General features: G+C 66.5%; 17 protein-coding genes. 4 read left to right on the top strand and 13 right to left on the bottom strand.

The window, feature by feature from the left end:
* Positions 1-13: 13 nt before the first annotated feature.
* The 3 genes from HA052_RS21415 to HA052_RS21405 all read right to left on the bottom strand — a co-directional run bounded on the left by HA052_RS21415 (position 14) and on the right by HA052_RS21405 (position 3,012).
* Complete coding sequence (locus HA052_RS21415; protein ID WP_240937466.1) at positions 14-1,099, bottom strand: chitosanase; 1,086 nt, start codon at positions 1,097-1,099, stop codon at positions 14-16.
* Between the two features lie 252 nt (positions 1,100-1,351).
* Entirely contained in the window at positions 1,352-2,563 is a 1,212-nt protein-coding gene (locus tag HA052_RS21410) for a YopT-type cysteine protease domain-containing protein (RefSeq protein ID WP_166453509.1), read from the bottom strand.
* 110 nt (positions 2,564-2,673) lie between these two features.
* A complete protein-coding gene (locus tag HA052_RS21405; RefSeq protein ID WP_166453508.1) occupies positions 2,674-3,012 on the bottom strand; it encodes a hypothetical protein in 339 nt (112 codons plus the stop codon).
* On the opposite strand from HA052_RS21405, the gene HA052_RS21400 reads away from it, so the two are divergent.
* Both HA052_RS21400 and HA052_RS21395 read left to right on the top strand, forming a co-directional pair.
* On the top strand, positions 3,011-3,460 hold the full coding sequence (locus HA052_RS21400) for a surface-adhesin E family protein (RefSeq protein ID WP_166453507.1): 450 nt from the start codon (positions 3,011-3,013) through the stop codon (positions 3,458-3,460). The genes HA052_RS21405 and HA052_RS21400 overlap by 2 nt on opposite strands.
* A 173-nt stretch (positions 3,461-3,633) precedes the next feature.
* Entirely contained in the window at positions 3,634-4,731 is a 1,098-nt protein-coding gene (locus tag HA052_RS21395; RefSeq protein ID WP_240937465.1) for an SGNH/GDSL hydrolase family protein, read from the top strand.
* Between the two features lie 2 nt (positions 4,732-4,733).
* On the opposite strand, the gene HA052_RS21390 is transcribed toward HA052_RS21395, so the two are convergent.
* The 3 genes from HA052_RS21390 to HA052_RS21380 form a co-directional block, all read right to left on the bottom strand.
* A complete protein-coding gene (locus HA052_RS21390; protein WP_166453506.1) occupies positions 4,734-6,155 on the bottom strand; it encodes a Dyp-type peroxidase in 1,422 nt (473 codons plus the stop codon).
* A gap of 59 nt (positions 6,156-6,214) precedes the next feature.
* Positions 6,215-6,691: a hypothetical protein gene (locus HA052_RS21385; RefSeq protein ID WP_166453505.1), complete on the bottom strand. Its 477-nt coding sequence runs from the start codon at positions 6,689-6,691 to the stop codon at positions 6,215-6,217.
* 161 nt (positions 6,692-6,852) lie between these two features.
* Positions 6,853-7,794 (bottom strand): DMT family transporter, encoded by a 942-nt coding sequence (locus tag HA052_RS21380; protein WP_166453504.1) that lies wholly within the window; start codon positions 7,792-7,794, stop codon positions 6,853-6,855.
* Positions 7,795-7,908: 114 nt separating this feature from the next.
* Between HA052_RS21380 and HA052_RS21375 the strand changes: the two genes are divergently transcribed.
* Entirely contained in the window at positions 7,909-8,817 is a 909-nt protein-coding gene (locus HA052_RS21375) for a LysR family transcriptional regulator (protein ID WP_166453503.1), read from the top strand.
* A 176-nt stretch (positions 8,818-8,993) separates the two neighbouring features.
* Here the strand turns inward: HA052_RS21375 and HA052_RS21370 are convergent, their stop codons facing one another.
* From HA052_RS21370 to HA052_RS21360, 3 genes are all read right to left on the bottom strand, one after another.
* Entirely contained in the window at positions 8,994-10,364 is a 1,371-nt protein-coding gene (locus tag HA052_RS21370; RefSeq protein WP_166453502.1) for an amidase family protein, read from the bottom strand.
* Positions 10,346-10,561, bottom strand: a complete 216-nt coding sequence (locus HA052_RS21365) for a hypothetical protein (protein ID WP_166453501.1) — start codon at positions 10,559-10,561, stop codon at positions 10,346-10,348. Before HA052_RS21365 ends, HA052_RS21370 begins: the two co-directional genes overlap by 19 nt.
* A gap of 139 nt (positions 10,562-10,700) precedes the next feature.
* Positions 10,701-11,573, bottom strand: coding sequence for an MBL fold metallo-hydrolase (locus HA052_RS21360; RefSeq protein WP_166453500.1), 873 nt, complete (start codon positions 11,571-11,573; stop codon positions 10,701-10,703).
* A gap of 140 nt (positions 11,574-11,713) precedes the next feature.
* Here HA052_RS21360 and HA052_RS21355 point away from each other — a divergent pair, with 140 nt between their 5' ends.
* The gene (locus HA052_RS21355) at positions 11,714-12,601 is read left to right on the top strand and encodes a LysR family transcriptional regulator (protein ID WP_166453499.1); all 888 of its coding nucleotides are present in this window, start codon (positions 11,714-11,716) and stop codon (positions 12,599-12,601) included.
* A gap of 141 nt (positions 12,602-12,742) precedes the next feature.
* On the opposite strand, the gene HA052_RS21350 is transcribed toward HA052_RS21355, so the two are convergent.
* From HA052_RS21350 to HA052_RS21335, 4 genes are all read right to left on the bottom strand, one after another.
* Positions 12,743-15,844, bottom strand: a complete 3,102-nt coding sequence (locus HA052_RS21350) for a non-ribosomal peptide synthetase (RefSeq protein WP_166453498.1) — start codon at positions 15,842-15,844, stop codon at positions 12,743-12,745.
* Positions 15,845-15,920: 76 nt separating this feature from the next.
* Entirely contained in the window at positions 15,921-18,653 is a 2,733-nt protein-coding gene (locus HA052_RS21345) for a condensation domain-containing protein (RefSeq protein WP_166453497.1), read from the bottom strand.
* A gap of 121 nt (positions 18,654-18,774) precedes the next feature.
* On the bottom strand, positions 18,775-20,379 hold the full coding sequence (locus HA052_RS21340) for an MBL fold metallo-hydrolase (RefSeq protein WP_166453496.1): 1,605 nt from the start codon (positions 20,377-20,379) through the stop codon (positions 18,775-18,777).
* Positions 20,376-24,488: non-ribosomal peptide synthetase (locus HA052_RS21335; RefSeq protein WP_166453495.1), on the bottom strand; the 4,113-nt coding region annotated here is incomplete at its 5' end. The genes HA052_RS21340 and HA052_RS21335, both read right to left, overlap by 4 nt.

Here is a 24,488-nt window from a genome sequence, read left to right as displayed (position 1 = left end):
GCGCGGCAGCCGGCTACTTCATTTTCCAGTTGGTGGCTTTCAATACCGCGACGTCTGCGTCTTTCAGGTCGGTTTCTCCCTGGCTCAGCAGGCCGCTCCACTGTTTGACCCGGTTCTTGCCGTTGGGCGGCTGATTGTATTCATTGGTGTCCACCACCTTGCTGCGCTCGGCGTGGAAACGGGTCATGAAGGTTTTCTCGTCGCCGCCGCCGGAGCGGGACAGCAGCCCCTGCAGCGTGTCGGAGCCGCCGCTGGCGCCCTGGTTCAGCGCGGTGTCCACGAAGGATCCTATCGTCAGCGCGCTGCCGAAGCCGCGCTGGCGCGCCTGTTGCACGCTGTACTGGATGTAGACCTTGTAAAAGGTTTGCCACATCGCTTCGCGCCAGGCCGCGTTGTTTTGCAGCGCGGCTATCTTGCCGCAGAACACCTTCTCGCTGTCGCTGATCTTGAGCACCGGCCCTTGCATGCCGCCGCGCACCCCGGCGCGCGCCAGCCCGCCGGCGATGGAGGGGTTGCCGGCGCCGCTGGCGGCGTCGAACTCCTTGAACAGCGTCGGGCCGTCCGGCCCCTGGTCGCGGGGGCCGCCGGTGGTAGCGCCGAAAATGCCGATGGTGAAGCCGCGCTCGTCGTCGATGTCCTCGCAATAGCCGTAAAACTTGGGCCAGTCCAGAGAGTCCTGCTCCGGCTTGTTCACCAGTTTCATGATGTTGTTCCACTGCTCTCCGTCCAAGCCGGTGTTGGCTTTCAGGAACTTCAGCGTGCTGGGGGAGAAGTTGGCGTCCGGATTGGCCGCCTTGCTCCTGCCTGCCGGCGCGCAACGCGCTCCTACGGTCCAGGGCTGGCCGATTTCCGCCGCGCCGCTGCTGGCGTCCGGCGTATTGCCCTGGGTCCAATAAACCGCGGTGAAGTTGACGCCGTGATGACTGGCCATGCTGCCGGCCGGGTAAGGCGTGGCGGCCTTCCACGGCGCGGCGCAGACCGCAAGCCGCGCCGCCAACCGGGGGGCGCTGCCGGCGGGCGAGGCCTGCGCCCAGGAGGCGCCGGCGCAGGCCAGCCAGCCGGCGCCGGCCAGTGCCAGTATCGAGAGTGTGCGTTTCAAAGCGGTCTCCAGTAGACAGGGAAAGAAGCGGCGATAGTCGGGAAAACGGACAAAATGCCATAGGGATTTTATTGGCGAAAGAGGCGGATACTGGCAAATGGGACTGTCGGTGTGGACGTGTGTAAGTAGATGGGCTTCCTGTCGGTGTTTCCGGCGAATAGTGTGGCGCCGCGCGCAACAAGCCGCCTAAGCCGAGTCACTTTATGCGGCTCTGAGCGCGGGAAATTCAGGTTCTTAGGTTAGGAGCGGCCGCTAGGCCAGCCGCATCACACTGCTGTCCTTGTCCAGCGAGGGATAGGCCAGCGCCAGATAGTCTTGCGCAAAGCCGGCCAGCGCCTCGGCGGACGGCAGCGCGTATTCCCCGCTATTGGGATCGAAAAACCGGAATGTCCGCGCGGCATGGTCAACCCTGGCCGCCACGGCGTGGCCGACGCCTTGGGCTGGCTGGATGCCGATGTTGTACAGGCCGTCGCGCTCCAGCGCGAACTTGAAACCCGGGCTTTCGCTGTGGCTGCGAGGAATCAAACCATAGACGGCGAAGTAATCCGCGACGGCGTCGGCGTTTTGCCACACATAGCTGTTGACCGCCAGTTCCATCACCTCCTCCCGTCCGCCGGCGGTTTCGATGTCGCGGAAAAAGGCTTCGGCATCGCCGGGCCAACTGCGCTGGCTGGCCAGCCACTTCACGGCCAGCGGGAAGCACACGCCTTGCTCGCCTATCGTTGACCCCTGGATGAACTCCGCCTGCCGGAAGGCGCGTGCTTGCGCGCCGCCGTGAGCCCGCGCGCACTGGGCCCAGGCGTCGTTCGATTGGCGCGCCAGCGCGGCAAGCAGGCTTTTGACCTTGCCGGGCTTGGGCGGGGCGGCCAGATCGGTCTTGCGCAGCTTTCTTTCTGCGACGGTGATCTGTTCGGGCCGGCCGGAGGCTTGAATGCCGGACAGCAATTCGGCGTAGTTGGCTGGCGGGCGCTCGAAAACCACTCCCACCATATTGAAGCGGCGCAACAGCGCTGGTGGCATCGTTTGAGGGAAGGGGGCATCTGTCTTGACCTCGGGCGGCTGAGCGATGCCTTGTTTGGCTCGAGTCACCAGGCCTGCGTTTTGCAGCATGCTCAGCTCTTCCCGAATCACGAGGTTTTGCTGCCGCAGCAGGCTGCGCAGCAGCAAACAGGAGGCCCTGTCGCCGGCCGGCGGCGGTGAGACGAATGGTGAGGGGGCTGGCTGGCGCAGGCGCAACAGCGTGGACAAGGTGAGCGGGCGCGAGGCGGGGAGTGCTCCCCGGTCGCGGAGAAAGTCCCTGGCGCGGCGGGTCTGGTCCGGGTGCAGCAGATAGCTGCGGCCGGTGTATAGCACCAGCATGCCGTCCTTGCGCATGCCGATGCGGGTGGGTTCGTTGATATTCTGGAGGCTGGAGAGGTCGTACTGCGGCGCCCGCAACTGGATAGCGGTTTGAATGGTGCTCATGACGTTTTTCTTCCGGCGAGGTGCTGGTTTAGCGCGGCGGCGACTCGGCGCGCAATCGGAAAGGGATGGCGCCGGCCGCCCTGGGGAGCGAACCCAGGTTTGCCGCATGGTTATTTTGGTGGGCGCAGTGTGAAGGCTGAGCTGCGGGAAAGGCTTTCAGAAAACGATTCCGGCACGGGCCGATGGACGGCTGGCTCAAGTGTAAGAAAACGCCCTTGGTCCGCGACCCATTTACCAGCCTTGGCCCAGCGCGGCACCGATTCGCCTTGTCTTGTTTCGACTCCGCGCGCTTGATTCAGAGCGCGAGGGCGCGCGCCCGGCCATTCACACGAAAAAACCAGGGCTGTTATCATGCCCGCCGTCGCTGCATTGCGCGTATTGATTGGAAAAATATTGGGAATCAGAATGTTGAAAGTCATCGTCTGCGTTTTTGTCTTGTGTTCCGCCATGGCCAGCGCCTCCAGCTGGGATTTCACTTATTTCAACCCCAGCGAGGGCGGGCTGTTGATCGATACCGACAGCATCGCGCAATCGCCTCACGGCACCACCAAGTTCTGGACACTGTGCGCGCCCAGATTCGAGGCGGACAAACCGATGGCGGGCTATGCCTACAGCCAGTCTTTGTACGAGATTCATTGTCGGCAGCGCCTGATCGTGATGCCGATGACCGTGGTTTTCGATGTGAAGGGCGAACCGCGCGAAACCGAGTTTGAGCATGCCAAGATGGAGGACATCCAGCCGGACACGCAGGAGGATTTTCTGTGGACCTATATCTGCAAACCGGAAAAACGGCCGGACATGGCGGTGGCGATGCGGCAGGGCATTCAGGGGTTCTTGAGGGAGCAGCGGCGTTACGCCAGCGAACATCTGGCGTTCCAACGGGATAAGAGTCGCTGAGCGGGCCGGGAACGGTTCGAGCCCAGAAATAGCCCTGCGACGTCAGGGCTTTTTTGCGCGCGCGACCGGCGGCGTGATCATTTTAAGCAAGCTTGCGTTCTTGCGTTTAGGCATGCTGCGGCTCATTGAAAACCAATCGATCGCGCCACGGATCACGCACAGGAGCTCACGCCATGCCGATGACTTGCAAACTGGTACCCGGAAAACTGCTAGTGCCCAGGCACTGCGTCCAGCGCGAGGAGGCCCGTCTGGCGGAGGCATCCAGGTTGATCATGAGGTTGCGGCAGTTGCGGCATGATCCCGCCACCTTGTCGCGGGCGGGCTCCGTGGATTCGCTTAGCTTCGACAAGAAGGCGCTGTTCGCGCTGGCGCTGAAAAACCAGGCGGTGCAGGCCAAGACGCCGGCCGCGTCAGCCGGGGAGGGTAAGAGCCTGAACCATATCCAGCGCCTGGTGGTGATAGGCGACAGCCTGTCGGATTCCGAAGGACGCATGCTCAGCAAGAGCCTGGGGGTGATGCCGTCCTCTCGTCAGTACTACGAAGGGCGTTTCACCAATGGCTTCGCCTGGCCGGACTTCCTGGCGTCCAAGGCTTTTCTGGGCAAGCAGGTGGTCAATTACGCCGAGGGCGGCGCGGTGGCCGGCAAGTACTCCAAGTGGAACCCGGCCTTCATGTTCATCTCCCATATGGAGCGCCAGATCAATAAGCACCACTTCCAGTCGGGCGATATGGCGGTGCTGGCCCTGGGCTCCAACGACTACATGACTTTCGGCAAGACCGACGTGGACAAGGTGATCCGGACCTATGAACGGCAGATCGACAAGCTGGTGGCCAAGGGGGTGAAGGACATTCTGGTGGCCGGCGCGCCGGATTTGTCGAAAACCGTGAACGCGCGCAAGCAGCCGCCGGAGGAGGCCGCCAAGCTGAAAGACTTGTCGCAGCGGCATAACCGGCAGTTGAGCCAGGCGGTGGAGGCGCTGCAAGCCCGCTACCGCGACGCCGGGGTGACCATCCGTTTCTTCGATATCGGCGCCAAGCTGGACTATCTGATGTCGCTGGCGGAAACAGTGGATTACGACACCATGCACAATAAGCACGAGGGCTATATCGACCTGCCGCGCGTGTTCGGCTTCGCCGGCGACACGCGGCCGCTGGACAGTTCGCACCGCCACCTGTTCCACGACGAGGTGCACCCCAGCCAGGAGGTGCACCAGATCCTGGCCGCGCACATGACGGACTTTATCCGCGAGCAATACGGCAGGCCGGCCTAGCCTTAAGGCGCGGCCAGGTCCGCCAAGTAGCGCAGGCCGCCGATGCCAGGGAAGAAGCAATACGCGCCGCCGCGGGTGGTGATCATCCGCGAGAAGCCCTTCAGCACGGTGTTGTTCTTGCCCATGCGGCCGGGCGCGGCCAGCGTGAAGCTGCTGTCCGCGGCGTTGTTGACGCCTAGGAACACGTCTTCCCCGCTGATGTTGAACACGGCGTTGCCGGCGTCCGGGTTGCCCGGTTCGGTTGCGGATTTGACGAAGTCGCTGAGCAAACTCCACTGGCCGCTGAGAAATTCGAACTGATTCCTCAGGCTGGCGTTGATGAAATAGCCGATCAGCCCGCGCGCCGCCTGGGTGGGGCGGAGCGGGTCGTAAGCCGGGCCGTAAGGCATGGCCCGACGCACGATGCGGTGATGCGCGCTGTCGGTGCCCACCACCGCGCCGTTGCGCGGATTGTTGCGGCGGATATGCGAGCCTATCGGGCATTTCAGGCCCAGGGTGTCATCCTGGGACGGTTGGCTGTTGACGTAGTTGAAGTCGTTTAATTGATCGGCGGGCAAGGTGGCGCCGGCCTCATCCGGCCGCAGCGTCAGCGGGTTGCCGTTGCGCCAGCGTCCGCAGACCTTGGCCGCCAGCAGCTCGGGGTCTATGCCCGCCTTGGCCGCGTACTCGTTCAGAAACGCGTCGAAGCCGGCCACGTCCTGTTCCAGGATGCGGAAGGCGGCGTAGCTGCCGTTGCGGCTGAGCTGTTCGGGCTTGACCGTGTACACGCCGCCGCTTTGGTTGAGGTAGCCCAGCAGAAACTCCCCGGTGGCGACGACTTCCTGATCATCCGGCGCTTGGCGTTTGCGCGCCGGCGCGCCGGCGATGGTGGGCTGGGCGATGCTGTCGCGATAACCGAAGTGAACCTGGTTGTCCGGCAGCGCTTGCGCGTCGTGGGCGGACAGCTCGCTGAAACCGTCGGCGAAGCCCTGGCGCAGGCGCGCGCTGAGGCTTTCCAGCAGCGCCGGGTCCTTGGCCACCCACAGACTTAGCAAAACGTGCACCCGGCCGCCGTCGGCCAGGCCTCCTATCCACTGTGCCGGCGAGCTGTCGCCCACGTCGCCGACGGCGCTGGCGGAGGCCGCATTGGTGGCGCCCAACTGGAAGGCAGGATCGAAGCTGGCCAGCTGTTCCGCGCCGACGCCCAGCGCGGCCAGCCCGGGACAGGTGAAGCCGATGTTCAGAAAGCCGCTGGGTTTTTTCAGCCAGCGTTCCGCGGTGGTGACGCGCGGCAGGCCGTCTTGTCCGGTCACGAGTTTGCGGATGAAGCGGCCGGCGGAGGCCGGATCGCGGATGCTCAGGACGAAGTGCCGGGCCAGGTCCACGCGGTAGCCGCGCAAAATCGTGCCTTGGATATCGTCGTATTGGAGAACGGGGCTGTTCATGGTGGGCCTTTCAGCAAGGGCGGGCGTGGACCGGGCCGCCCGCGCCTGGCGAAGGTGGGTTATCCGAGCGCGGCGAGTATGGTCTGCACGGTGTACGGGTAGGCCTGGTACAAACCGTTGTCGTTCTGAGTGCCGTCGCCGTTGTTGGGCGGTTGCTGGGAGGCGTCGTTCTTGGTGACGAAGGCCTGGAAGGCCGCCACATTGTTGGCCACCGGAGTCAGCGCCTTGCCGCCCACCACGAATTGCAGCAAGGCGTCGAAGACGGTGCCCACCTGAGCGACGAAGTCGTTGATGTAGGCGTTGAAGCTGCCGTCGTATTCGGTGATCACCGCGATGACGTAGTTATCGCCGGCTTGGCCGGTGGGCTGCAAATTGGCGGCGGAGCGGTCCAGCAGCAGAGTGCGTGCGTAATGGACTGTGCCGATGGAGGTCAGCGCCTCATGCAGTTTCGGCTGGTATTCCGCCAAGGTGGCGGCGATGGCTTGCAAGCTGGTGCCGGGGACGACCGGCATCAGCAGGGTGAGCGGGCTGGCCATGAAGCTTCTCCCTAAGGGGTTTGGGAATTGAAGCCTAGCAGCGCGACTTTGACTGTCAATACGATTTTATTCGTTTTGCAAATCAAATGCCTTGATTTAGGTATTCGTACTAAGGGTTTGCCCGATGGCCGCGTCCGGCGTGGACGGAGGCGGCCGGATGCTCATTTCCGGTTGGTCAAGGACACGCCCGCCGCCGCCAGCGCGCCGCCCGCCAGCATGGACGCCAAGATGGGCTCCCCCAGCAGCCCCGCGGACAAGATCACGCCGAAGGCGGGCACCAGATTGGTGAACACGGCGGCGCGCGACGGGCCGATTTCCCGGATGCCCTGGTAATACCAGATGAAACCCACCACGGTGCCTATGGCTCCCATGTAGAGCAGGGACAGCCAGATCCGCCAGCCAAAGGAGGCCCACGGAACCGAGCCGATCTCGCCGGCCGCGCCCAGAGACAGGAAGGCCAGCCCCCATAGGGTGGCGTAGGTGGTGGCCGCTATCGGGCTCAGGGTTTCCATCGCTTTGCGAGAGCCCAGCGTATAGGCCGCCCAGCTCAGCACCGCCAGGCTCATCAGGGCTTCTCCGGCGCCGAAGGACTGGCTGAAATCGTGGACTGTGCCGGCAAGATCGCCGCGGGTGACGACCACCATGGCGCCTAGCAAGGCCACGCCGATGCCGGCCCAGCGGCGCAGGCCCAAACTCTCCCGGAAAATCAGGCTGGCGGCCAGCGCGGTCATGATGGGGTTGAGGCTGACGAACAAGGCGGTGCGGCCGGCGGGTAGGCGCGCCAGCGCGCCGAAGAAACAGACGTTGTAGAGAAAGATGCCGGTGAAGCCCAGAAACGCGGTGACGGCGATCTGCGAGCGGTTCAGCCGCGGCAGCCCGCCTTCCAGCCGACAGGCCACCAGCACCAGCAGCAGAGCGGCCACCAGAAAGCGTCCGAAGGCGGCGGTCATCAAGGGCATGGACTGCGCCAGCACTCTGCCGGCGATGAAGGTCCCGCCCCAGAACAGCGCGGTCAGCGTCAGTTTGAAAGTCAGGGCCGGCCTGAGGGCGGCGTGCGCGCGCGCCGGCTGCGCGGCGATGGCGATGGAGCTTGGGTGAGTCATGGTGGGCGCCGGGCAAGAGGTCCGGCCTCCTGATGCTGTGTGGGTGGGCATATACTATTGATTGTTTGAATTCATGTGAAAATGAGCTTTTGCTCATGGGTGGGCGAGGCGGTCATGACCTTTACGCAGTTGGAAATTTTTGCGCTGGTGGCGGAGCTGGGCGGCTTCACCGCGGCGGCGGACAAATTGGGCATTAGCCAATCCGCGGTGTCGCACGCGATCAGGCAATTGGAGAAGGAGTGGGGGCTGACGCTGCTGACGCGCGGCCAGGCCGGCATAGAAGCCACCGAAGCCGGAAACAGCCTGTTGTTGCGCGTGCGCGAGCTGCTGGGCGTGGCCGAGGCGATCCGCCAGGAGGCGTCGGCGGCGCGCGGCTTGAACCGCGGCGTGCTGCGCATCGGCTCCTTCGGTACGACGTCGTCGCTGCTGCTGTTGCCGCGCATTCTCGAACAGTTCCGCGCCGCTTATCCGGAAATCGACGTGTTCGTGGAAGAGGGCGAGGACGACGAAGTGGCGCAGTGGGTCAGCGAGCGCCGAGTGGATGTGGGCTTTGTGGTGCTGCCGGACGAGCGCTTCGACACCTTGCCGCTGGTGGAGGATCAGTTCGTGGCCCTGATTCCGGCCGGCCATCCGCTGGCCGGCCAGCCGGCGGTGGAACTGGCGGATTTGTGCGACATGCCTTTCATCATGACTTTGGCGGGCAACACCACGCTGATTGAGAGACTGTTTGAAAACGCCGGCCTGCGGCCCAGGGTCAAGCACCGCTACGCCCAGATCCTCACCATCGTCAAAATGGTGGAAAACGGGGCCGGGGTGTCCATCGTCGCCGATCTCGCGGTGCCGGCGCCCTTGCTGGCCTTGTGTCCCGGAGTGGTGAAAAAGCCGCTGGCGCCGATGGTAAGGCGCGCGGTGGGACTGGCGGTGCCCAGCCGGAAGCACGTCAGCCCGGCGGTGGCGGCTTTTCTGCATACCTCTAAAACCATGGCCAAGAGCCTGCGCGACGGTTCGCTGGGCGGTTTGTGAGCTGGTGAGAGGTAGAGCGAGAACAGGCTTTTAGAGCGTGTTTACGATCTCTCGAGCTAAGGCGAGACAAGGCGAAAACAGCTGAGAAAGCGGAGCGTGCATACGGTACATGAGCATTTCGAAGTTGCACTCGCCGAGCCACGTTTCACGACGCGCGGCAGATCGTAAACAGGTTATTAGGCCCGCGGCAGGTCAAAGCGGATGTGGCAGCGGTCCTCCAACACCTGGCCGGCGCGCAGCACGGTGCGTTCGTCAAATGGCCGGCCTATCAGTTGCGCGCCAAACGGCAGCCCGGCCCGGTCCAGCCCCACCGGCACCGTCAGCGCCGGCAGGCCCAGCACATTGGCGGGCGTGCTCAGCCGGATATAGGCGGAAACCACGCTTTCCTCGACGCCGTCCGGCCAGACGAAGCTGTCCTGTCCGTGCAGCGGCGCGGTGTGCGGCACCGTGGGAGCCAGCAGCAGGTCGATGTCGGCGAACATTCGCCGCCAAGCGGTCTGCAGCGCGATCCGTGCGTGCCGGGCCTGGACGTAATCGCCGTCCGGCACCAGCGAGCAGGCTTCCAGCAGCGTCCTCACCTCCTCGCCGTACAGCTGCGGCGCGCGGCGTAGCGCGTCCCGGTGATAGGCGGCGGCTTCCGGCGCTATCAGGCCCCATTGGGTGGGCAGGATGAGCTCGGCCAGCGGGATGTCGACATCCACCAGCACCGCGCCGGCCGCAAGCAACTCGGCCTGCTGCTCCCGCAGCGAGGCTTGGATCTCCGGCGCGATGCGATCGTAGAAATAATTGCCGGGCACGCCGACGCGCAGGCCGTCCACCCCTTGGTCCAGACCCTGGCGGTAACTGTCGGTCGACGCGGGCTGCCGGGTGGCGATGGCGTCCAAAAGCGCCGCGGCGTCCGCCACGGTGCGGGCGATGGGGCCGACATGGTCCAGCGATCCGGACAGCGGCACCACGCCTTGGCGGGGCACCAGATCGTAAGTGGGTTTGAGGCCCACCAGTCCGCACAGCGCGGCCGGCACCCGGATCGAGCCGCCGGTGTCGGTGCCCAGCGCCGCCAGCGCGCCGCCGTAGGCGACCGCGGAGGCGGAACCGCCGCTGGAGCCGCCCGGGGAGCGCTCCGGCGCCCAGGGGTTGTTGCTTTGCGGCGTGGTCAGGCCAAACGCGAACTCATGGGTGTGCGTCTTGCCGGTCAAAATCATGCCGGCTTGCCTGAGCCGGGCCGCCACCGCGCTGTCGGCGGCGGCGAGGTGATGCCGGCGCACGCGCGAACTGGCGGTGGTGGGCAGGCCGGCCGCGTCTATCAAGTCTTTCAGCGTATAGGGGATGCCGTGCAAAACGCCGCGATAGTCGCCGCGGCGTATCTCCAGCTCGGCCTGCCGCGCGTCGGCCATGGCCTGGTCCGCGGCGAGCGCGACATAGGCGGACAGTTGGTCTTCTTTCTCTTGCGCCCGTTCCAGCACCGAACGGGTCAGCTCCACCGGCGACAACTGGCCGCTCTCAATCAGCCGGGCGGCGTCCATGATGTTCAATTGATAAGCTTGCACGGCGTTGACCTCCAGTCAGGATCGAAGGGTTGGGCAAAGCGCGCGTCGGCCAGGCCGGGCTGGTCCAGCTTGGCGATTTCCGCGCGGATGAAGGCCAGGGTGGCGGCAACGGCCTCCAGGCGCTCGGGGTCAAGGCTGAGGCCGGCGGCCTGGGCCTGGGCGGCGACGGCCTCCGGCGCGAGGGTGGGAAGGGCCATGAGGAGCTCCTAGGTTGGGGGCCTGTGCAAGGCCTGGCGCAAGGCATTGAGATTAAGGATTAGAGCAGCTTGTCGTCAGCGTTTCAAAGCCGCGTGGACGGGGACGCCCCACGGAGGCGGCGGATCGTTAAGCGGCGCCTCAGAGGAAGGTCCAGCCGAAGCCGCCGTCCCGGCGCGTCACCCGGCCGGCGGAGCTGTCGGCGAAGTGGGCGCTGAACACCAGGGTGCGGCGCTCGGCGGCGAAGTTCAGCAGCCAGCGCCTCGATTTCCGCGCCTCGTCCTGCTCCCGGCAGAAGACGGAATTCCACTCCGGACGGTAGACCTGCATCGGCGTGTGCATCACATCGCCGCAGAACAGCGCCGTCTCGCCGCGGGAACTCAGCGAAATGGACATATGTCCGGCGCAATGGCCGGGCGTGGGGTGGAAGCGGAAACCGTCCTGGTAGTCGCCGCCGTCCCGGCCGATGACGCGGGCCTGACCGGAGGCGATCACCGGCGCCACGCTGTCGTCGAACACCATGCGCCGGCTGTCCGCTTCCGGCGTGGCGAAGAAATCCAGATCGCCCTGCGGCAAAGCATAGAGGGCCTTGGGAAAGGTGGGCGTCCATTGGCCCTTGATCAGCCGCGTGTTCCAGCCCACATGGTCCGCGTGCAAATGGGTCAGCAACACGTGGTCGACGTCCGCGGGCTGGATGCCCGCGTGGGCCAGGCGTTCCAGAAAGGGCGTTTGCCGCCGGTGGAACAGCGGGTTGAACGCGCGCTCCTTGTCATTGCCGATGCCGGTGTCGATCAGGAAAACCTGGCCGGCCCATTCCACCACCCAGCTGTGCACGCTCAGGGTGAGGCGTGCGCCGTCGGCGTCCAGCAGGCCGCGCAAGCCCGGCTTTTGCGCCAGCAGCGTCTCGTCCCAATCGCGGTAGAGGAAGGACGGGGCCAGGCCGTGCAGCAGGGTGTCCGTCACGCGGGTGATCTTGGCGTCGCCAAGTTGATAAGTGGGGCTGATGGTGTCCATTTGGGTCTCTGCGGCTAGGGGGGGCGCGTCGGCGTCGCCGGCTGCTTGACCGTCACTATCGCGGAAATTATCCATGCTTTCCAATGCCGAATTATTAATTCGTGATAACTTAAAGGCATAGTCAAGCCGAAAGACCCCGCATGGAATTGCGTCATCTTCGTTACTTCGTCGCCGTGGCCGAGCACCAAAGCGTGCGCCTGGCCTCAGAGCGCCTGCACATCACTCAGCCGGCGGTGTCGCGGCAGATCCAGGACCTGGAACAAGAATTGGGCTTGCCCTTGTTTGAACGTTCGTCGCGCGGCCTCAAGCTGACCGCCGCCGGCGCAAGTTATCTGCGCGAGGTGCGCAAAGCGATGGCCGCGCTGGACGACGCGGCCGAGGGCGCGCGGCGCGTGGCCGCCGGGCTGTTGGGCCGGCTGCGGCTGGGCTGCGTGGAGAACGCCGGCTGGGACGGACTGGTGCCCCAGGCGTTCAGCCGCTTCCAGGCGGAGGCGCCGGAGGTGGCGCTGGAACTGAGCGTGTTGAACACGCCGCAGCAATTGGGCGCCTTGGCGGAGGGCGCGCTGGACGGCGGCTTCATCTACCAATACGAGCCCTTGCCGGAAGGCGTCGCCGGCATCCCCTTGCTGGAGCACGACGTGGTGTTGGCGCTGCCGCGTTGCTGGGACACCGGCCACGACGAACACCTCCCCGTTGCGCTGAGCAGCCTGGCGGACCGGCCCTTCGTCACGCTGCCGCGAGAAGCGTATCCCGGCTATTACGATCGCTTGATCGGCGCGTGCCAGCAACAAGGCGTGCATCTCAAGGTGGCGCAGGAGGCGGGCACCGAGACGGCGATCCTGTCCTTGGTCTGCGCCGGCATCGGCGCCGCCATCGTCAACTCGGCCAATCTGGGCCGGCCGCCGGCTCAGGCGCGCTTCTTCCGGCTGCGGGACCTGTCCTTGCCGATGCCGCTGACCTTCGTCAGCCGCCGGGACGCGGTCAATCCGGCGCTGACGCGCTTTCTGACCGCGCTTCAAGGTGTTTGAGGCGGCCAGCTTCGATAGTGCTGAGGCCGGGGAGCGCCGGCGGCTGCCCCGCCTCGCGCTTGACCGCGCTTTCAAGGGCACGGCGTGGACCGCTTGCCGTCTCGCCATGGGGAGAGACGGCGTTCGGCATGCCCGGTCGCGTCATGCGCCTATGTCGGCCAGCGCCCCGACGGCGACGCCCAGCGCTTCTTCGAAAGCCTGGAACAGCACTTCCGCCGCGGCCTCGCCGCAATAGGCGGGGTCGCAGCTTAGCCGAAATTCGGCGATGTCCGAGCCGTCGTCCAGATGGACGGCGATATTGACGGGGTAGTGGAAGCGATCCACGCCGTCCCAGTCCCGCAAATCCGCTTCTTTCGAATCCCGCGCCCGGAAATTCGTGAAGTTGAAGGTGTAATAAAACTCCCGGCCAGGGCTGCGCGCATCGAAAATCGTGCTGTGCGGGTAGAGCGCGTATTTTTCCTGCAGCAGCACACGCTGGTGGATCGCGTCAGCTGTCTCCAGAGGGCACTCCAGGGTCTGAAACGACAGCGGCTGCAAATTCCAGAACAGGCCCACCGCCTCCAGAGGATCGCTCAGTTCCGGCACCCGGCCGTTGACCACCATTCCGATCAAGACCTGAGGGTCCTGGGTCGCGTGCGCGATCGCCTGCCCGGCGGCGGCCAAATACAAGGATCGCGTTTGGATGCGCCGCGCGCGCGCGCAATGGCCGACGCAGGCCACCAGCCGGGGCGCGATGCGTTTTTTGTGTTCCATCATCCCGATTGGAGGCGCTCTCCTTCGCTCAACCGTCTGTTTTCCGGCAAACGGCGCTCGCCGCCAGTATTCAATCGCCGCCGGGTCCATGGTCATTTGCTGCTGGAGGGCGACATATTCGGAAAACACATCCGCGCAGGCCATCGGCGCGACGGCGTCATGGCGCCGATAGCGCTGGAATACCGCATCGAAAAAGCGTTGCTGGCCCCAGCCGTCGTCTATCGCGTGGTGGATGCTCAGGAAAACGACGCAGCGGCTGTCCGTGGTTTGGAAGAAACGCAGCCGCGCCATTTCGCTAGCCGCTTCGAACGGCTTGAATGGCGCATGCAGGTCGGCGCGCGCGTACTCGGCAATCCGCGCCTGCCGCCGCGATGGGGCGTCGTGTCGGATGTCGACGGCGTCCAGACGCACCCGTTCCCTCCCCGCGTCGATGCGGAGAATCGCGTCGCCGTCGCGGACGAAGAGGGTGCGGAAGACGGGATGCCGGGAGAACTCCAAGCGGAAGGCTTCCATGAGCCGCGCGATGTCGAGCGTCCGGTCTTCGCAGTCAAACCACTGCTGCACATGATAGACGCCAAGTCCTGCGGGGGCCGCCTGATACTGCTCCAGCATGACGCGCTGCATATCGGACACGGCGTTTGCCCGTTTCGCCGGCGTCGGCGGCACACTGGTTTCGCCCCGCAGGCTGCGGTCGTTCAGATCCCGGACATTCGGCGAATGAAACACGTCTTCCACCGTGGCGGCCCAGCCGGCGCGATTCAGCGCCATGATCAGTTCCACGGCGCGGATCGAGTCCCCGCCCAAGGCGAAGAAGTCATCTTGAGGACCAAGACGCTCCACGCCGAGCACCCGGCGCCAGATCGCCGTCATGTCGGCTTCATCGGCCGAGGCCGGCGCGTCCGGCGGGCGTTCGTCGCTCAGGGCCCGCGCCATTTGCGGCAACCGGCTACGGTCGATCTTGCCGTGAGCGGTCAGCGGTAGGCTGTCGATGCAATGAAAGTGGTGCGGCATCATGAAACCGGGCAGTTTTTCCGCCAGCGCCTGGCGGAGTTCCCGCAAGCTCAGCGGCGCGGACGCGAAGCGGAGATAGGCCGACAGCAGATCGCGCCCGTCCTCGGACGAGGCCTGGACCACCGCGTTGGCGACGCCGTCCAGCTCGCAGAGCGCGGATTCGATCTCCGCCAGCGAAACCCGGAAACCGCGGATCTTCAGGTAGCCGCCCTTGCGCGCTTCGTAAACCAGCTCGCCGTGCGGATCGATCTTCGCCAGGTCCTGGGTTTTGTACATTCGCGCGCCTTCGTGGCCGGGGAAGGGGCAGGGAATGAAGGCCTCGGCGGTGAGGCCGGGCCGACCGTGATAGCCGCGCGCCAGCCCTGGGCCGGCGACATACAGCTCGCCGACATCGCCGGCCGCCACCGGCTTCAAGTCCTCGTCGAGAAGGAACAGCGACAAGTCCGGCAAGGCCGAGCCGATGCCGGCGGACTTCCGGTGTTTCGCCTCGTCGGCGTCGACCACGTGCAAGGTGACGTGCACGGTGGTTTCGGTAATGCCGTACATATTGACCAGCACCGGGCCCTCGTCGCCCATGGTTTTGAACCAGGGTTTGAGCTGGGTCAGGTCCAGCCGCTCGCCGCCAAACACCACGAAGGCCAGCGACGCCAGGGCCTCGCGCTGTTCCGGATGTTCGCTCAAATACAAGGCCAGCTGATAGAAGAAGGACGGCGTCTGATTGAGCACCGTGGCGCCATGCCGCCGCAAATACGCCAGCAGCGCGGAGGGGTCTCGAATGATGGCCAGGTCCGGGACCAGCAAGGTTCCGCCATGCAAGAGCGCGCCGAAAATTTCCCAGACCGAAAAATCGAAGGCGTAGGAATGCAGCAAGGGCCAGACGTCCTCCGGCCCAAAGTCGTAATAGGGCTGGGACTCGGTAAACAGCCGCAGCACATTGCGGTGGGTGATCAGGCTGCCTTTCGGGCCTCCGGTCGAGCCCGAGGTATAGATGACGTAAGCCAGCTTGTCGCGATTCGGCGCGCCGTCTGCGGGCGTCTCTGTGTGATCGTCGCGCGATGGGGCAAAGGCGTCCAGATCAAGCCGGGGGATGCCCTTGGCGGACGCGGCGGCGGCCAGCCTTTTCCGCGATGCCTCATCCACGACGATGAGCTTGGGCCGGGCGTCGTCGATGAGATAGTCCAGCCGCTCGGCCGGATACTCCGGGTCCAGCGGAAGGTAGGCGCCGCCGGCTTTCAGGATGGCCAGCATGGCGACGATCAGATTGGACGATCTGCACACGGACAAGCCCACCAGGGTTTCGGCGCCCACGCCCATGGCGCGGAGGCGGCGGGCCAGGGCGTCCGCCCGTTGGTCCAGTTGCCGGTAGCTGAGCGAAGCCGCCGCGCATTGCACGGCGATGCGGTCGGGAAAGCGCTGGACCGAGCGGGAGAAGGCTTCGGCAAGCGTTTGGCAGGCGCTTGGTTCTATTGGATGAGTCATCGGTTTTTCATGTCCTGTCGGCAAGGGCGCTTTGCACCCTCCGGCGGTTGGTCTGTTGTCGGCGCTTGACATGGGGTCAAGTCGCGTCCGCCGCCAAGCCGGCGTTCCCGGCGCCGGCCGGCTTGGGTTTTCTCAGCAGCTTGGGCGCGGCGCGCGGCACTTCCCCGGCGGCCGTCGCGCCGGCGGCTTGCCGCAGCGGCGCGTCGAAGCCCCGCACGCATTGGGACAGCAAGGCCGATAGTTCCGCGCCCATGGTTTCAATCGACGCTGGATCGAACATATCGGTCGCATACTCTATGCGGACGCAACTGCGGGCGAGGTTGAAGCCGAAGGCCAGGTCGAACTTGGCGATAGGGTTGCTGCCCGGCAGCAAGGTCACGGACAGGCCGTCTTGCGTCCAGCCGTCGAAGTCTTGATCGGCGGTGACCACCACCTGGAAGACCGGGTGTTGGCCGGGAACGCGCTCCACGCCAAGCTGATCGACAAGGGAGGAGAACGGCACCCGATAGCCGGCGTAACTCGCCTGGGCGGTTTGGCGGATTTTTTCGATGATGTTGCGCGGGGTGTCGGCTGTCTCTATCCGCACCGGCATGGCCAGCAAATTGACGAAATTGCCTATGGTTCCTTCAATCGCGCCTTCGCCGCGTCCGCCATGGGGGAAGCCCATGCAGACGTCGGCCTGATGGCCGCGCGCGGACAGATAGGCGGCGAGCAGGGCGGCGACGGCCATGAACGGTGAGGCGCCAAGCTGGGCGGCGCGCTGGATGTGCTCGCCCAGCAGCGCCTGGGGCAAGGCGCACTCCAAGGAGGCCCCGGCGTAGTCGCGTCTCAGCGGGCGCGGGCGGTCCGGCCTGAGATTGAGCGGGGTCGCGGTTCCCGCCAGGCGGTCTAGCCAGCGGCTCAATTCCTTTTGATAGTCGCGGCTGCGCTGCCAGGCCCGCTCCTCGGCGGCGGCCTCCCTCACCGTCATCGCGGGCCCGACGGCGGGCAAGGCGCCGCCTCGCAGCAGGGTCCGCAGATCGCGCAGCCATATCTGCGCGGAATGGCCGTCAAACGCCATGTGGTGAAACACCATCAACAATACCCAGTGTTCGCGGTCGCGGCGCACTAGGCAAAAGCGGAAGAGCCGGCCGGCGGCGAGGTCGAAGGCGGTGGAGCTGAAATCCCGTTCCAGGCTGGCGAAGCCGGCGTCGCGGCTATCCTGCGGCTGTTGGCTGAGATCCGCGGTGTCGAGCACGCGGGAGGGCTGCGCGCCGATGTCCTGACGCAGGCCGGACGGCGTTTCCACAAAGCGCGTGCACAGGGCTTCATGACGCTTCAGCAACTGCTCCAGCGCCGCCTCCAGGCGGGCGGGGTCCAGTTGGCCACGCATCTCCAGATGCAGCGGGACATTGTACAAGGCGCGGTCCGGGGCCAGTTTCTCGAAGAAATACAGGCTTTGCTGATTGCTGGACAGCAGGCCGAGCCGGTCGTCGGCCTGGGGCCGCGCCAATGCCGCGGACGCGCCGGTGTCCCGCTCTTGCCCGCTGCTGGAGAGTTCTTGCCCATCAGCCGCCGACAAGGCGTCCAGCCGGCGGGAAGGATCAGCCAGGCAATGCGCGGCGAAGCGGACCAGCCCGTTCAAGAGCCGCTGGGCGGCCGAGGCTTCGAACAAGGCGCCGGCGTACTCGAGCGCCAGCCAGAGGCCGTCGTCGCGTTCGTCCAGGACAAAGCTCAAATTGTGCTTCGCGCCTCCGGCATGCGCCGCCTGCTCGGCCAGCCGCAGGCCGGAGAGACGCCAGCGCGGGCGTTTTTGCACCCGCGCGGCGACTTGAAACCCTGGCGGCTCCAAGGCGGCGGAGGATTCAAGCGCCATGTCCCGGTTCTCGAGTCCTTGCACGGCCAGCGAGCGGACCTGGTCCAGCATTTCCCGCAGATTAGGCTTGGCGTCCAGCCTCAAGCGCAGCGGGAGCGGGGTTTCGAACAGGCCGATGATGTCATTGGTTTCCGCGTGGCGTCGTCCCGGAACGGACGCGCCGATGAGGACTTCATCCCGGCCGCTTTCCGCGCCCAGGAAAAGACCGAGCAAGGATGAGAAAACGACCAGCAAGGCGTCTCCCGTTTCTTGCTGAAGCCGGCGCAGCTGCTGTTCCTGCGTGGCGGGGAGCTTGAGCGTCAACTCCGCGCCGTCCATCGATATCTTGGCCGGAAACGGGCCGCCCGCGCTCAATAGCGAAGGCCGGGGCGCGCCGGCGCGCCATTGCTCGTGCTGCCAATGGGCGAAGTCCGCGTAATCGAGCGCATTGGGCGCGAGCTCGACGTCGCCGCCGTTCAAGGCCGCGGCATAAGCCGTTTCCAGGTCCGTCGCCAGAATGCCGGCCGACCAGGCGTCAAAAACAGCCTGATGGAACGCCATGACCAGACGCGCGTCTTCATCCGCCGGCTGAAAGAGAACAAAGCGGAATAAAGGCCCCGTTGCCAGATCGAAGGGGCGGCGGATGATTTCCCGGACGGCAGCGGCCAGGCCGGCGCTGTCTCCACTCGCCGCTTCCAGGGGCTTCAGCTGGAGCAAGGGGCCGGGCCAGGCGTGCCGCGTCGAGCAACGCAGCTCGTCGCCGTCGAAGGCCATTGTCGTGCGCAATGCCTCGTGTTTGGCCACGACCGCGGCCAGGGCCGTCTCCAATGCCGCGGCGTCCAGCGCGCCGCTTATCCGCAGCACGATGGGAATGGAACATGAGGCGGTGTCCGGCGCCAACTGGTCAAGGTAGAAAAGCTGTTCCTGATGCGAGGACGCAAGCCAGCCGTAGCCGGCATCGAGTGAAAATTTCATAAGCGAATACCTTGGGTCGGCAATCTGTCGACAAGAGAAAGCCTTTATTCAGCCCCGAGCCCCAAGCCGGCGACGGCTTCCTGGCAGCTTTTACGGCGCGCGGCAGAGATTGAACAGGCTCTCAGCAACTGAAGCTGCTGCAGCCGTACAGCCGTTCCGCGCTCAGGCCCGCGGCGCGGCAGCGCTCGAGAAACTTGTTCGACTCGACGATCTGCTTGCTGTCGGCCGAATACTCCAGGCCGGTGACGAAGCGCATCCAGGGTTCTTGCCCCATCGCGTAGACGTAGATCTTCTTACAGTCGAACTCCTCGACGATGCTCCAGGCGTGTTCGCAGTCCGAGCCGGACAAGGTGCGGGATTCGTCGTCGCGCCGGCTGAGCGGGCTGCCGGTGTACGGGCCGTACAGCCAGCTGAGCGGCGCGCCGTCGCACTCCATGCCGATGAACAGCGTGTCCGCCTTGCCCAGGCGCTCCACGATGCGGCGGTACAGGGCGCGGTCCTTGCAGTCCGAGTCCGCCAGGAACAGGAAGCGGCGGTTTTTCAGCCGCAGGAACATGCCATGCTTGCTTTCGATGTCCAGGTCGGCGTGCTCGCCGTAAAACGGCAGGCTGACGATTTCGCCGTCGTCGAAGCGCACGCTTTCCATCGGCTCGAGTTCGGACACGTTGCGGAAGCCGAGCGCGCGCAGCGTGAGCTTCATCGACGGATCGGCCAGGCTGCGGCTGTTGTGGCGCGGCACCAGGAGGCGGCCGATGCGGCCACGCAATTGCAGCAGCAGTTCCGGGCTGAAGTGGTCCTGATGGTTATGGGTGATGAACACGTAGTCGATATGGTCGGGCAGATCGTCGAAGGTCAGCCGCTGCGGTTCTCCGTCCCGGTCCCAGGTGACGAAGGGGTCGATCAGGACCGAGGTGGACGCCGTTTGCAGCAAGACGCAAGCGTGGCCGAAGTAACGGATGCGGACATCGCCGCCGTGATACTCGGGCTGGTCGCGCTGCGGCGCTTCGGTGTCGAAGAAGCCGCGGAAGCGGGCTTCCTGTTCCTCAGGCACCTTCAGCGCCTGCTTCAGCTCCGCGTAAGGGACGGCGCGTATCCGGCTGGCGGCGAGCGCTTCGTGATGAGGCGCGGCGAAGGGCAGCGGGAGCACCAGCCTGGCGTCGCCGTCCAGCCGGGGCGTGTTCAGAAAGAAATGGCGCTGTTCGTCGCGTTCGGTGCTGAAAGCCAGCGCCTGCCGGTCCGCGTCCGCGGTGTCCGGATAGCTCAGCAATGGGTCCAGCACGCGGAGGCCGGGGTGATGGTTGAGGTCGTAGCTGACTTCGACCAGGCCGGCCAGCGTGGGCGGCAACTCGGCGTAGACCGCGTCCAGGCTGTGGCCGCTGGCGGTTTGCTGCAGCTGGCGGTTGAGCTTTTGCAGATCTTCGGCGAAGCGGAGCAGCGGCGCCGCGTCCTTCAGCGTGTCCTGCAGCAGGCGGCGCACCGCGGGCAGATCGCTGGCCGGCAGTTCCAGGAAGGGGCCGCCCAGCATCTGGGGGTTCTTGGAGGCGGCGATGTGCACATTGGGGTTGGCGATGAAGGAGCGCAGCAGCGGAATCTGGCGGAAGGCCAGATTGATCGCCTGCTGGACCGGCGACACCAGATGACTCCAGGCGTACCAGCGGTGGAACAGCGGTTCCAGTTTGACGCCGCTTTTCAGGTAGACGGCCGCGTCGGGATGGGGAGTGTTCATGCTTGCTCCAATGTCGTGGAAGAGGGGGTGGAATGGCGCGAAGCCGGCGTGTCGGACGGGGCCGTCGCCTGGCTGAGTTCTGCGCGCGATGCGGCGTAGTCCGCGTAGTCGGCGTATGGCCGCGGCAGCGGCGTCCAATCGGGGGCGCCGCCGTCGGCGCGAGCGGCGTAAGCCTGGGCCAGCTCCCGCAGCAGCGGCGCGATCGGCGCGCCGGCGCCGCTGTCCGCGGCCTGGCGCAGCGCGGCGGGCAAGGCCTGGCCGTTGGCGGTGTTGATCGTTGCCCCTGTTTCGGCCGGCGCGTTCAGGGCGGCGTGACGGCGGCCCAGCTCGCGCAAGGCCTGGCGCAAGGCCGGCAGCTCCAGCTCCCCGTCGCAGCGCAGCGAGACCGGCGCGCCGTCTTGCTGGCTGACGGTCAGCCAGAACGAGCGGCCGCCGGCCGCCGACGAGGATTCGTCCGGGCGGCCAAACGCCGGGCGTCGCGCCAATTCGGCGACGCTGGGGGCGAGGAAGAGCTGTTCCATCGACAGCCTGACGCCCAGCTTGCCGCGGATGCGGGCGGCCAGCCGCATTGCCAGCAAGGAGTCGCCGCCCAGTTCGAAGAAGCCGGCGTCCAGATCCACGGCCGGCAAGCGCAGCGTTTCCGCGAACAGCTCCGCCAGCGTCTGTTCAAGCGGCGTGGCCGGCAAGCGCTGCGGCGCGGCCGCGAAGACCGGCGCCGGCAGCGCGCCGCGGTCCAGCTTGCCGTGGGCGTTCAAAGGCAGCGCGGGCAAGACCGTCACCGCGGCGGGCACCATGTAGTCGGGCAGGCCGGCGGCCAGCTCGGCGCGCAGCCGCGCGCCGTCCAGGCTGGCGCCGGCGCGCGGGACGGCATAGGCGACCAGGCGCTTGCGGCCGTCGTCGTCGACAGGCAAGACCACGGCCTGGGCCACGCCGGTTTGCGCGAGCAGCGCGGCCTCGATCTCGCCCGGCTCGATGCGATAGCCGCGAAGCTTGATCTGCTGATCGAGGCGGCCGAGGAATTCCAGCTGGCCGTCGGCCAGGCGGCGCGCCTTGTCGCCGCTGCGGTACAAGCGGCTGCCGGGCGGGCCGTAGGGATTGGCGACGAAGCGCTCGGCGCTGAGCGCGGGGCGGTTAAGATAGCCGCGCGCCAGGCCGGCGCCGGCCACGTACAGCTCGCCGGCGACGCCGACGGGCACCACTTGCAAGGCCTCGTCCAGCAGATAGACCTGGCTGTTGAGCACTGGCCGGCCTATGGGGGGCGCGCCGTTGGTCAGGTGGTCGCTCAAGGTGGCGCAGATAGTGGATTCGGTGGGGCCGTAGGCGTTGATCATTCGGCGGCCGCGCGCCCATTTGGCCACTACCTCGGCGGGGCAGGCGTCGGCGCCGACCAGCAGCGCGCCGGGCAGCAGGTCCGGCGCCGGTTCCAGCATGGCCAGCAGCGCCGGCGGCAGCAGCGCGTGGCTGACGCGGGCGGCGCGCAACGTGCCCACCAGGCTGTCGGCGTCCAGCTGTCTGGCGTTGGCGGGCACCAGGCAGGCGCCGCCGGCGAAGGCCATCAGCATTTCCAGCACCGAGGCGTCGAAGCCCGGCGAGGAGAACTGCAGCACGCGCGCGGACGCGTCCAGCGCGCAGCGCTCTTTCAGGTCCTGCGCCAGGCTGGCCAGTCCGGCGTGGCCGACCGCGACGCCTTTGGGCCGGCCGGTGGAGCCGGAGGTGTAGATCACGTAGGCCAGATCGTCCGCCGTCAGCGGCCGCAGCCTTTCTTGCTGGGCGATGTCGCCGTCCGCGAACAGCTCGTCGTCGGCCTCCGGCGCCAGCATCGGCCCGGCGGTTTGCGGCAGGCGGGCGGCGGAGCCCGCGTCGCTCAGCACCAGGGCGGGGCGGGCGTCGTCCAGCATCAGCGCCAGCCGCTCTGCCGGGTAGTTGAGGTCCAGCGGCAGATAGGCGGCGCCGGCTTTCAGCGCCGCCAATTGCGCGACGAGCAGCGCCGCCGATTTGGGCAGCGCGACCGCCACCAGCCGGCCGGGTCCGACGCCCGCGGCGATCAGCCGCCGGCCCAGCCGGTTGGCCCGGCGGTTGAGCTCGGCGTAGCTCAAGGTTTCGCCGTCGCAGTCCAGCGCCGGCGCGTCCGGCGCGCGGCGGACTTGCCGCTCGAACAGCTCGCACAGCGGCAGCGGTGCGATGTCGCGGGCGCTGGCCCGGCCATCCAGCAGCAGGCGGCGCTCGTCCTCGTCCAGCAGGTTCAGGCGGCGTACTGGGCCGTCGGGATCTCCGGCCAGCTGCGCGAGCACGGCGGCGTAGCAGCGGGCGTAGCGCCGCAACGCGTCGGCGTCGTGGGCGTCGCGGTGGGCGGTCAGGCTGCCGGCGATGCGCGCGCCGTCGGGGCGGAAATTGATCTGCAGCGCGAAGCTGTTGTCCATTGCACTATCCTGCTGGCGCCAGTCGGCCAGCGCTTCCAGCGCCTGGAAATGCGTGTAATTGAAGATGGCCTCGCCAGCGTCGCGCAGGCCGGCGTCGCGCAACATGGTGGCCAGCGGATAGCGCCGGTGCGGCAGCAACGCCCGTTCCGCGTCTATCACGCGGCCTATCAGCCGGGTCCAGGATTCGCGCTGGATGTCCATGCGCAGCGGCACCGAGTTCAGGAACAGGCCCACCATATGCTCCGCGTCCGCGATTTCCGGCCGGCCGTTGGTGACCAGCGCGGTGCAGGCGCCGCCCTTGCCGGTCAGCATGGCCAACGCCGCCAGGTGGGCGGCCAGCAGCACCGATTTCAGCGGCGCGTTCAAGCGGCGCGCCAGCGCGGTCAGCGCCGTCGAAACTGGCTCGTCTATGGCGATGTCGGCGTGGATCTGCAGCGGGCCGTCGGCCGCCACGGCGGTGTTTTCCTCCCGCGCGAGCAGCGCGGGGGCGGCTTCGTAACCGCGCAGCTGTTCCCGCCAGAAATCCCGGCTGGCCGGCGAGGCCATTGCCTGGCGCTCCAGCGCGATGTAGTCGCGGTAGCGGCTGGACAGCGCGGGCAGCCGGCAGGGCTGGTCGGCCAATTCGGCCTGGTAGAGCTGGGCCAGTTCGACGATGAAGACCGAGTCGCTCCAGCCGTCGAGGATGGCGTGGTGGATGCGCAGTGTCAGATGGAAGCGCCGCTCGTCCAGCCGGTGGGCGTGGGCGTGCAGCAGCGGCGCGGCGCCGGGATCGAAAGCTTGTTTCGACCAGGCGGCGATGAAGGCGGCAAGGGTGTCTTGCTGGGCGGCGGGCGGCAAGTGGCCGAGATCATCTTCTCCCAGTGGAATGGCGGCCGTCGCCAATACCAGTTGCAAGGGTTCGAGATAGCCATCCAGCGCGAAGCGGGTGCGCAGCAACTCGTGCCGCCGGCACAGCGCGTCCAGCGCGCGGCGCAGCGCGGCGGCGTCGTAAGGCTGGGACACCGCCAGTCCGACGATGTTGTGATACAGCGTCGAGCCGTCGCGGAAGGCGCTGTGGAACAGCATGCCCTGCTGCAATTGGCTGAGCGGGTAGGCGTCCACCGCTTCCGGCGGTAGCCGCCGGCGGTCGGCGGGGTCCAGCAGGGAGAAGGGTTCGGCCGGCGCGGCGGCGGCGGCCGCCTGTTCGGCATGGGCGGCCAGCAAGGCCACGCTGTGGTGCTCGAACAGGCTGGCCAGCTCGAAGGAGACGCCGGCTTTGAGCGCCAGGCCCTTCAGCCGCAGCGCCAGCAGCGAATCGCCGCCGAGGTTGAAGAAGCTGTCGTCCAGGCCGACGCGCTCCAGGCCCAGGGTCTGGGCGAAGGCCTCGGCCAGCAGCTTTTCTTTCTCGGTGATCGGCTCGCGGTGTTCGGCCAGCGTCAGCTCCGGCGCCGGCAAGGCGCGACGGTCCAGCTTGCCGTTGGGGGTGAGCGGCAGCGCATCCAGCACCACCCAGGCGGCGGGCACCATGTAGTCGGGCAGGCGGGTGGCCAGCGCGTCGCGCCAGCGCGCGACGTCGGCCTGGACGCCGGCGGCGGGCACCGCGTAGGCGACCAGCCGGCGCTGCCCGGGCGCGTCCTCGCGGATCAGCACCACGGCCTGGGCGACGCCGGGCTGGTCCAGCAGCGCGGCTTCGATCTCGCCCAGCTCGAT

The sequence above is a fragment of the Chromobacterium fluminis genome (genome assembly GCF_011602385.1).
In the GTDB taxonomy this organism is placed as follows: Bacteria; Pseudomonadota; Gammaproteobacteria; order Burkholderiales; family Chromobacteriaceae; genus Chromobacterium; species Chromobacterium fluminis.
Note: the sequence above shows the minus strand (reverse complement) of the source record. Positions and strands in the feature narration are given on the sequence as shown.

Excerpts from the sequence above, each read along its gene's own strand:
- HA052_RS21410 (WP_166453509.1), bottom strand. The coding sequence starts at position 2,563 with ATGAGCACCATTCAAACCGCTATCCAGTTGCGGGCGCCGCAGTACGAC.
- HA052_RS21400 (WP_166453507.1), top strand. The coding sequence starts at position 3,011 with ATGGCCAGCGCCTCCAGCTGGGATTTCACTTATTTCAACCCCAGCGAG.
- HA052_RS21405 (WP_166453508.1), bottom strand. The coding sequence starts at position 3,012 with ATGGCGGAACACAAGACAAAAACGCAGACGATGACTTTCAACATTCTG.
- HA052_RS21395 (WP_240937465.1), top strand. The coding sequence starts at position 3,634 with ATGCCGATGACTTGCAAACTGGTACCCGGAAAACTGCTAGTGCCCAGG.
- HA052_RS21390 (WP_166453506.1), bottom strand. The coding sequence starts at position 6,155 with ATGAACAGCCCCGTTCTCCAATACGACGATATCCAAGGCACGATTTTG.
- HA052_RS21385 (WP_166453505.1), bottom strand. The coding sequence starts at position 6,691 with ATGGCCAGCCCGCTCACCCTGCTGATGCCGGTCGTCCCCGGCACCAGC.
- HA052_RS21380 (WP_166453504.1), bottom strand. The coding sequence starts at position 7,794 with ATGACTCACCCAAGCTCCATCGCCATCGCCGCGCAGCCGGCGCGCGCG.
- HA052_RS21375 (WP_166453503.1), top strand. The coding sequence starts at position 7,909 with ATGACCTTTACGCAGTTGGAAATTTTTGCGCTGGTGGCGGAGCTGGGC.
- HA052_RS21365 (WP_166453501.1), bottom strand. The coding sequence starts at position 10,561 with ATGGCCCTTCCCACCCTCGCGCCGGAGGCCGTCGCCGCCCAGGCCCAG.
- HA052_RS21360 (WP_166453500.1), bottom strand. The coding sequence starts at position 11,573 with ATGGACACCATCAGCCCCACTTATCAACTTGGCGACGCCAAGATCACC.
- HA052_RS21355 (WP_166453499.1), top strand. The coding sequence starts at position 11,714 with ATGGAATTGCGTCATCTTCGTTACTTCGTCGCCGTGGCCGAGCACCAA.
- HA052_RS21350 (WP_166453498.1), bottom strand. The coding sequence starts at position 15,844 with ATGACTCATCCAATAGAACCAAGCGCCTGCCAAACGCTTGCCGAAGCC.
- HA052_RS21345 (WP_166453497.1), bottom strand. The coding sequence starts at position 18,653 with ATGAAATTTTCACTCGATGCCGGCTACGGCTGGCTTGCGTCCTCGCAT.
- HA052_RS21340 (WP_166453496.1), bottom strand. The coding sequence starts at position 20,379 with ATGAACACTCCCCATCCCGACGCGGCCGTCTACCTGAAAAGCGGCGTC.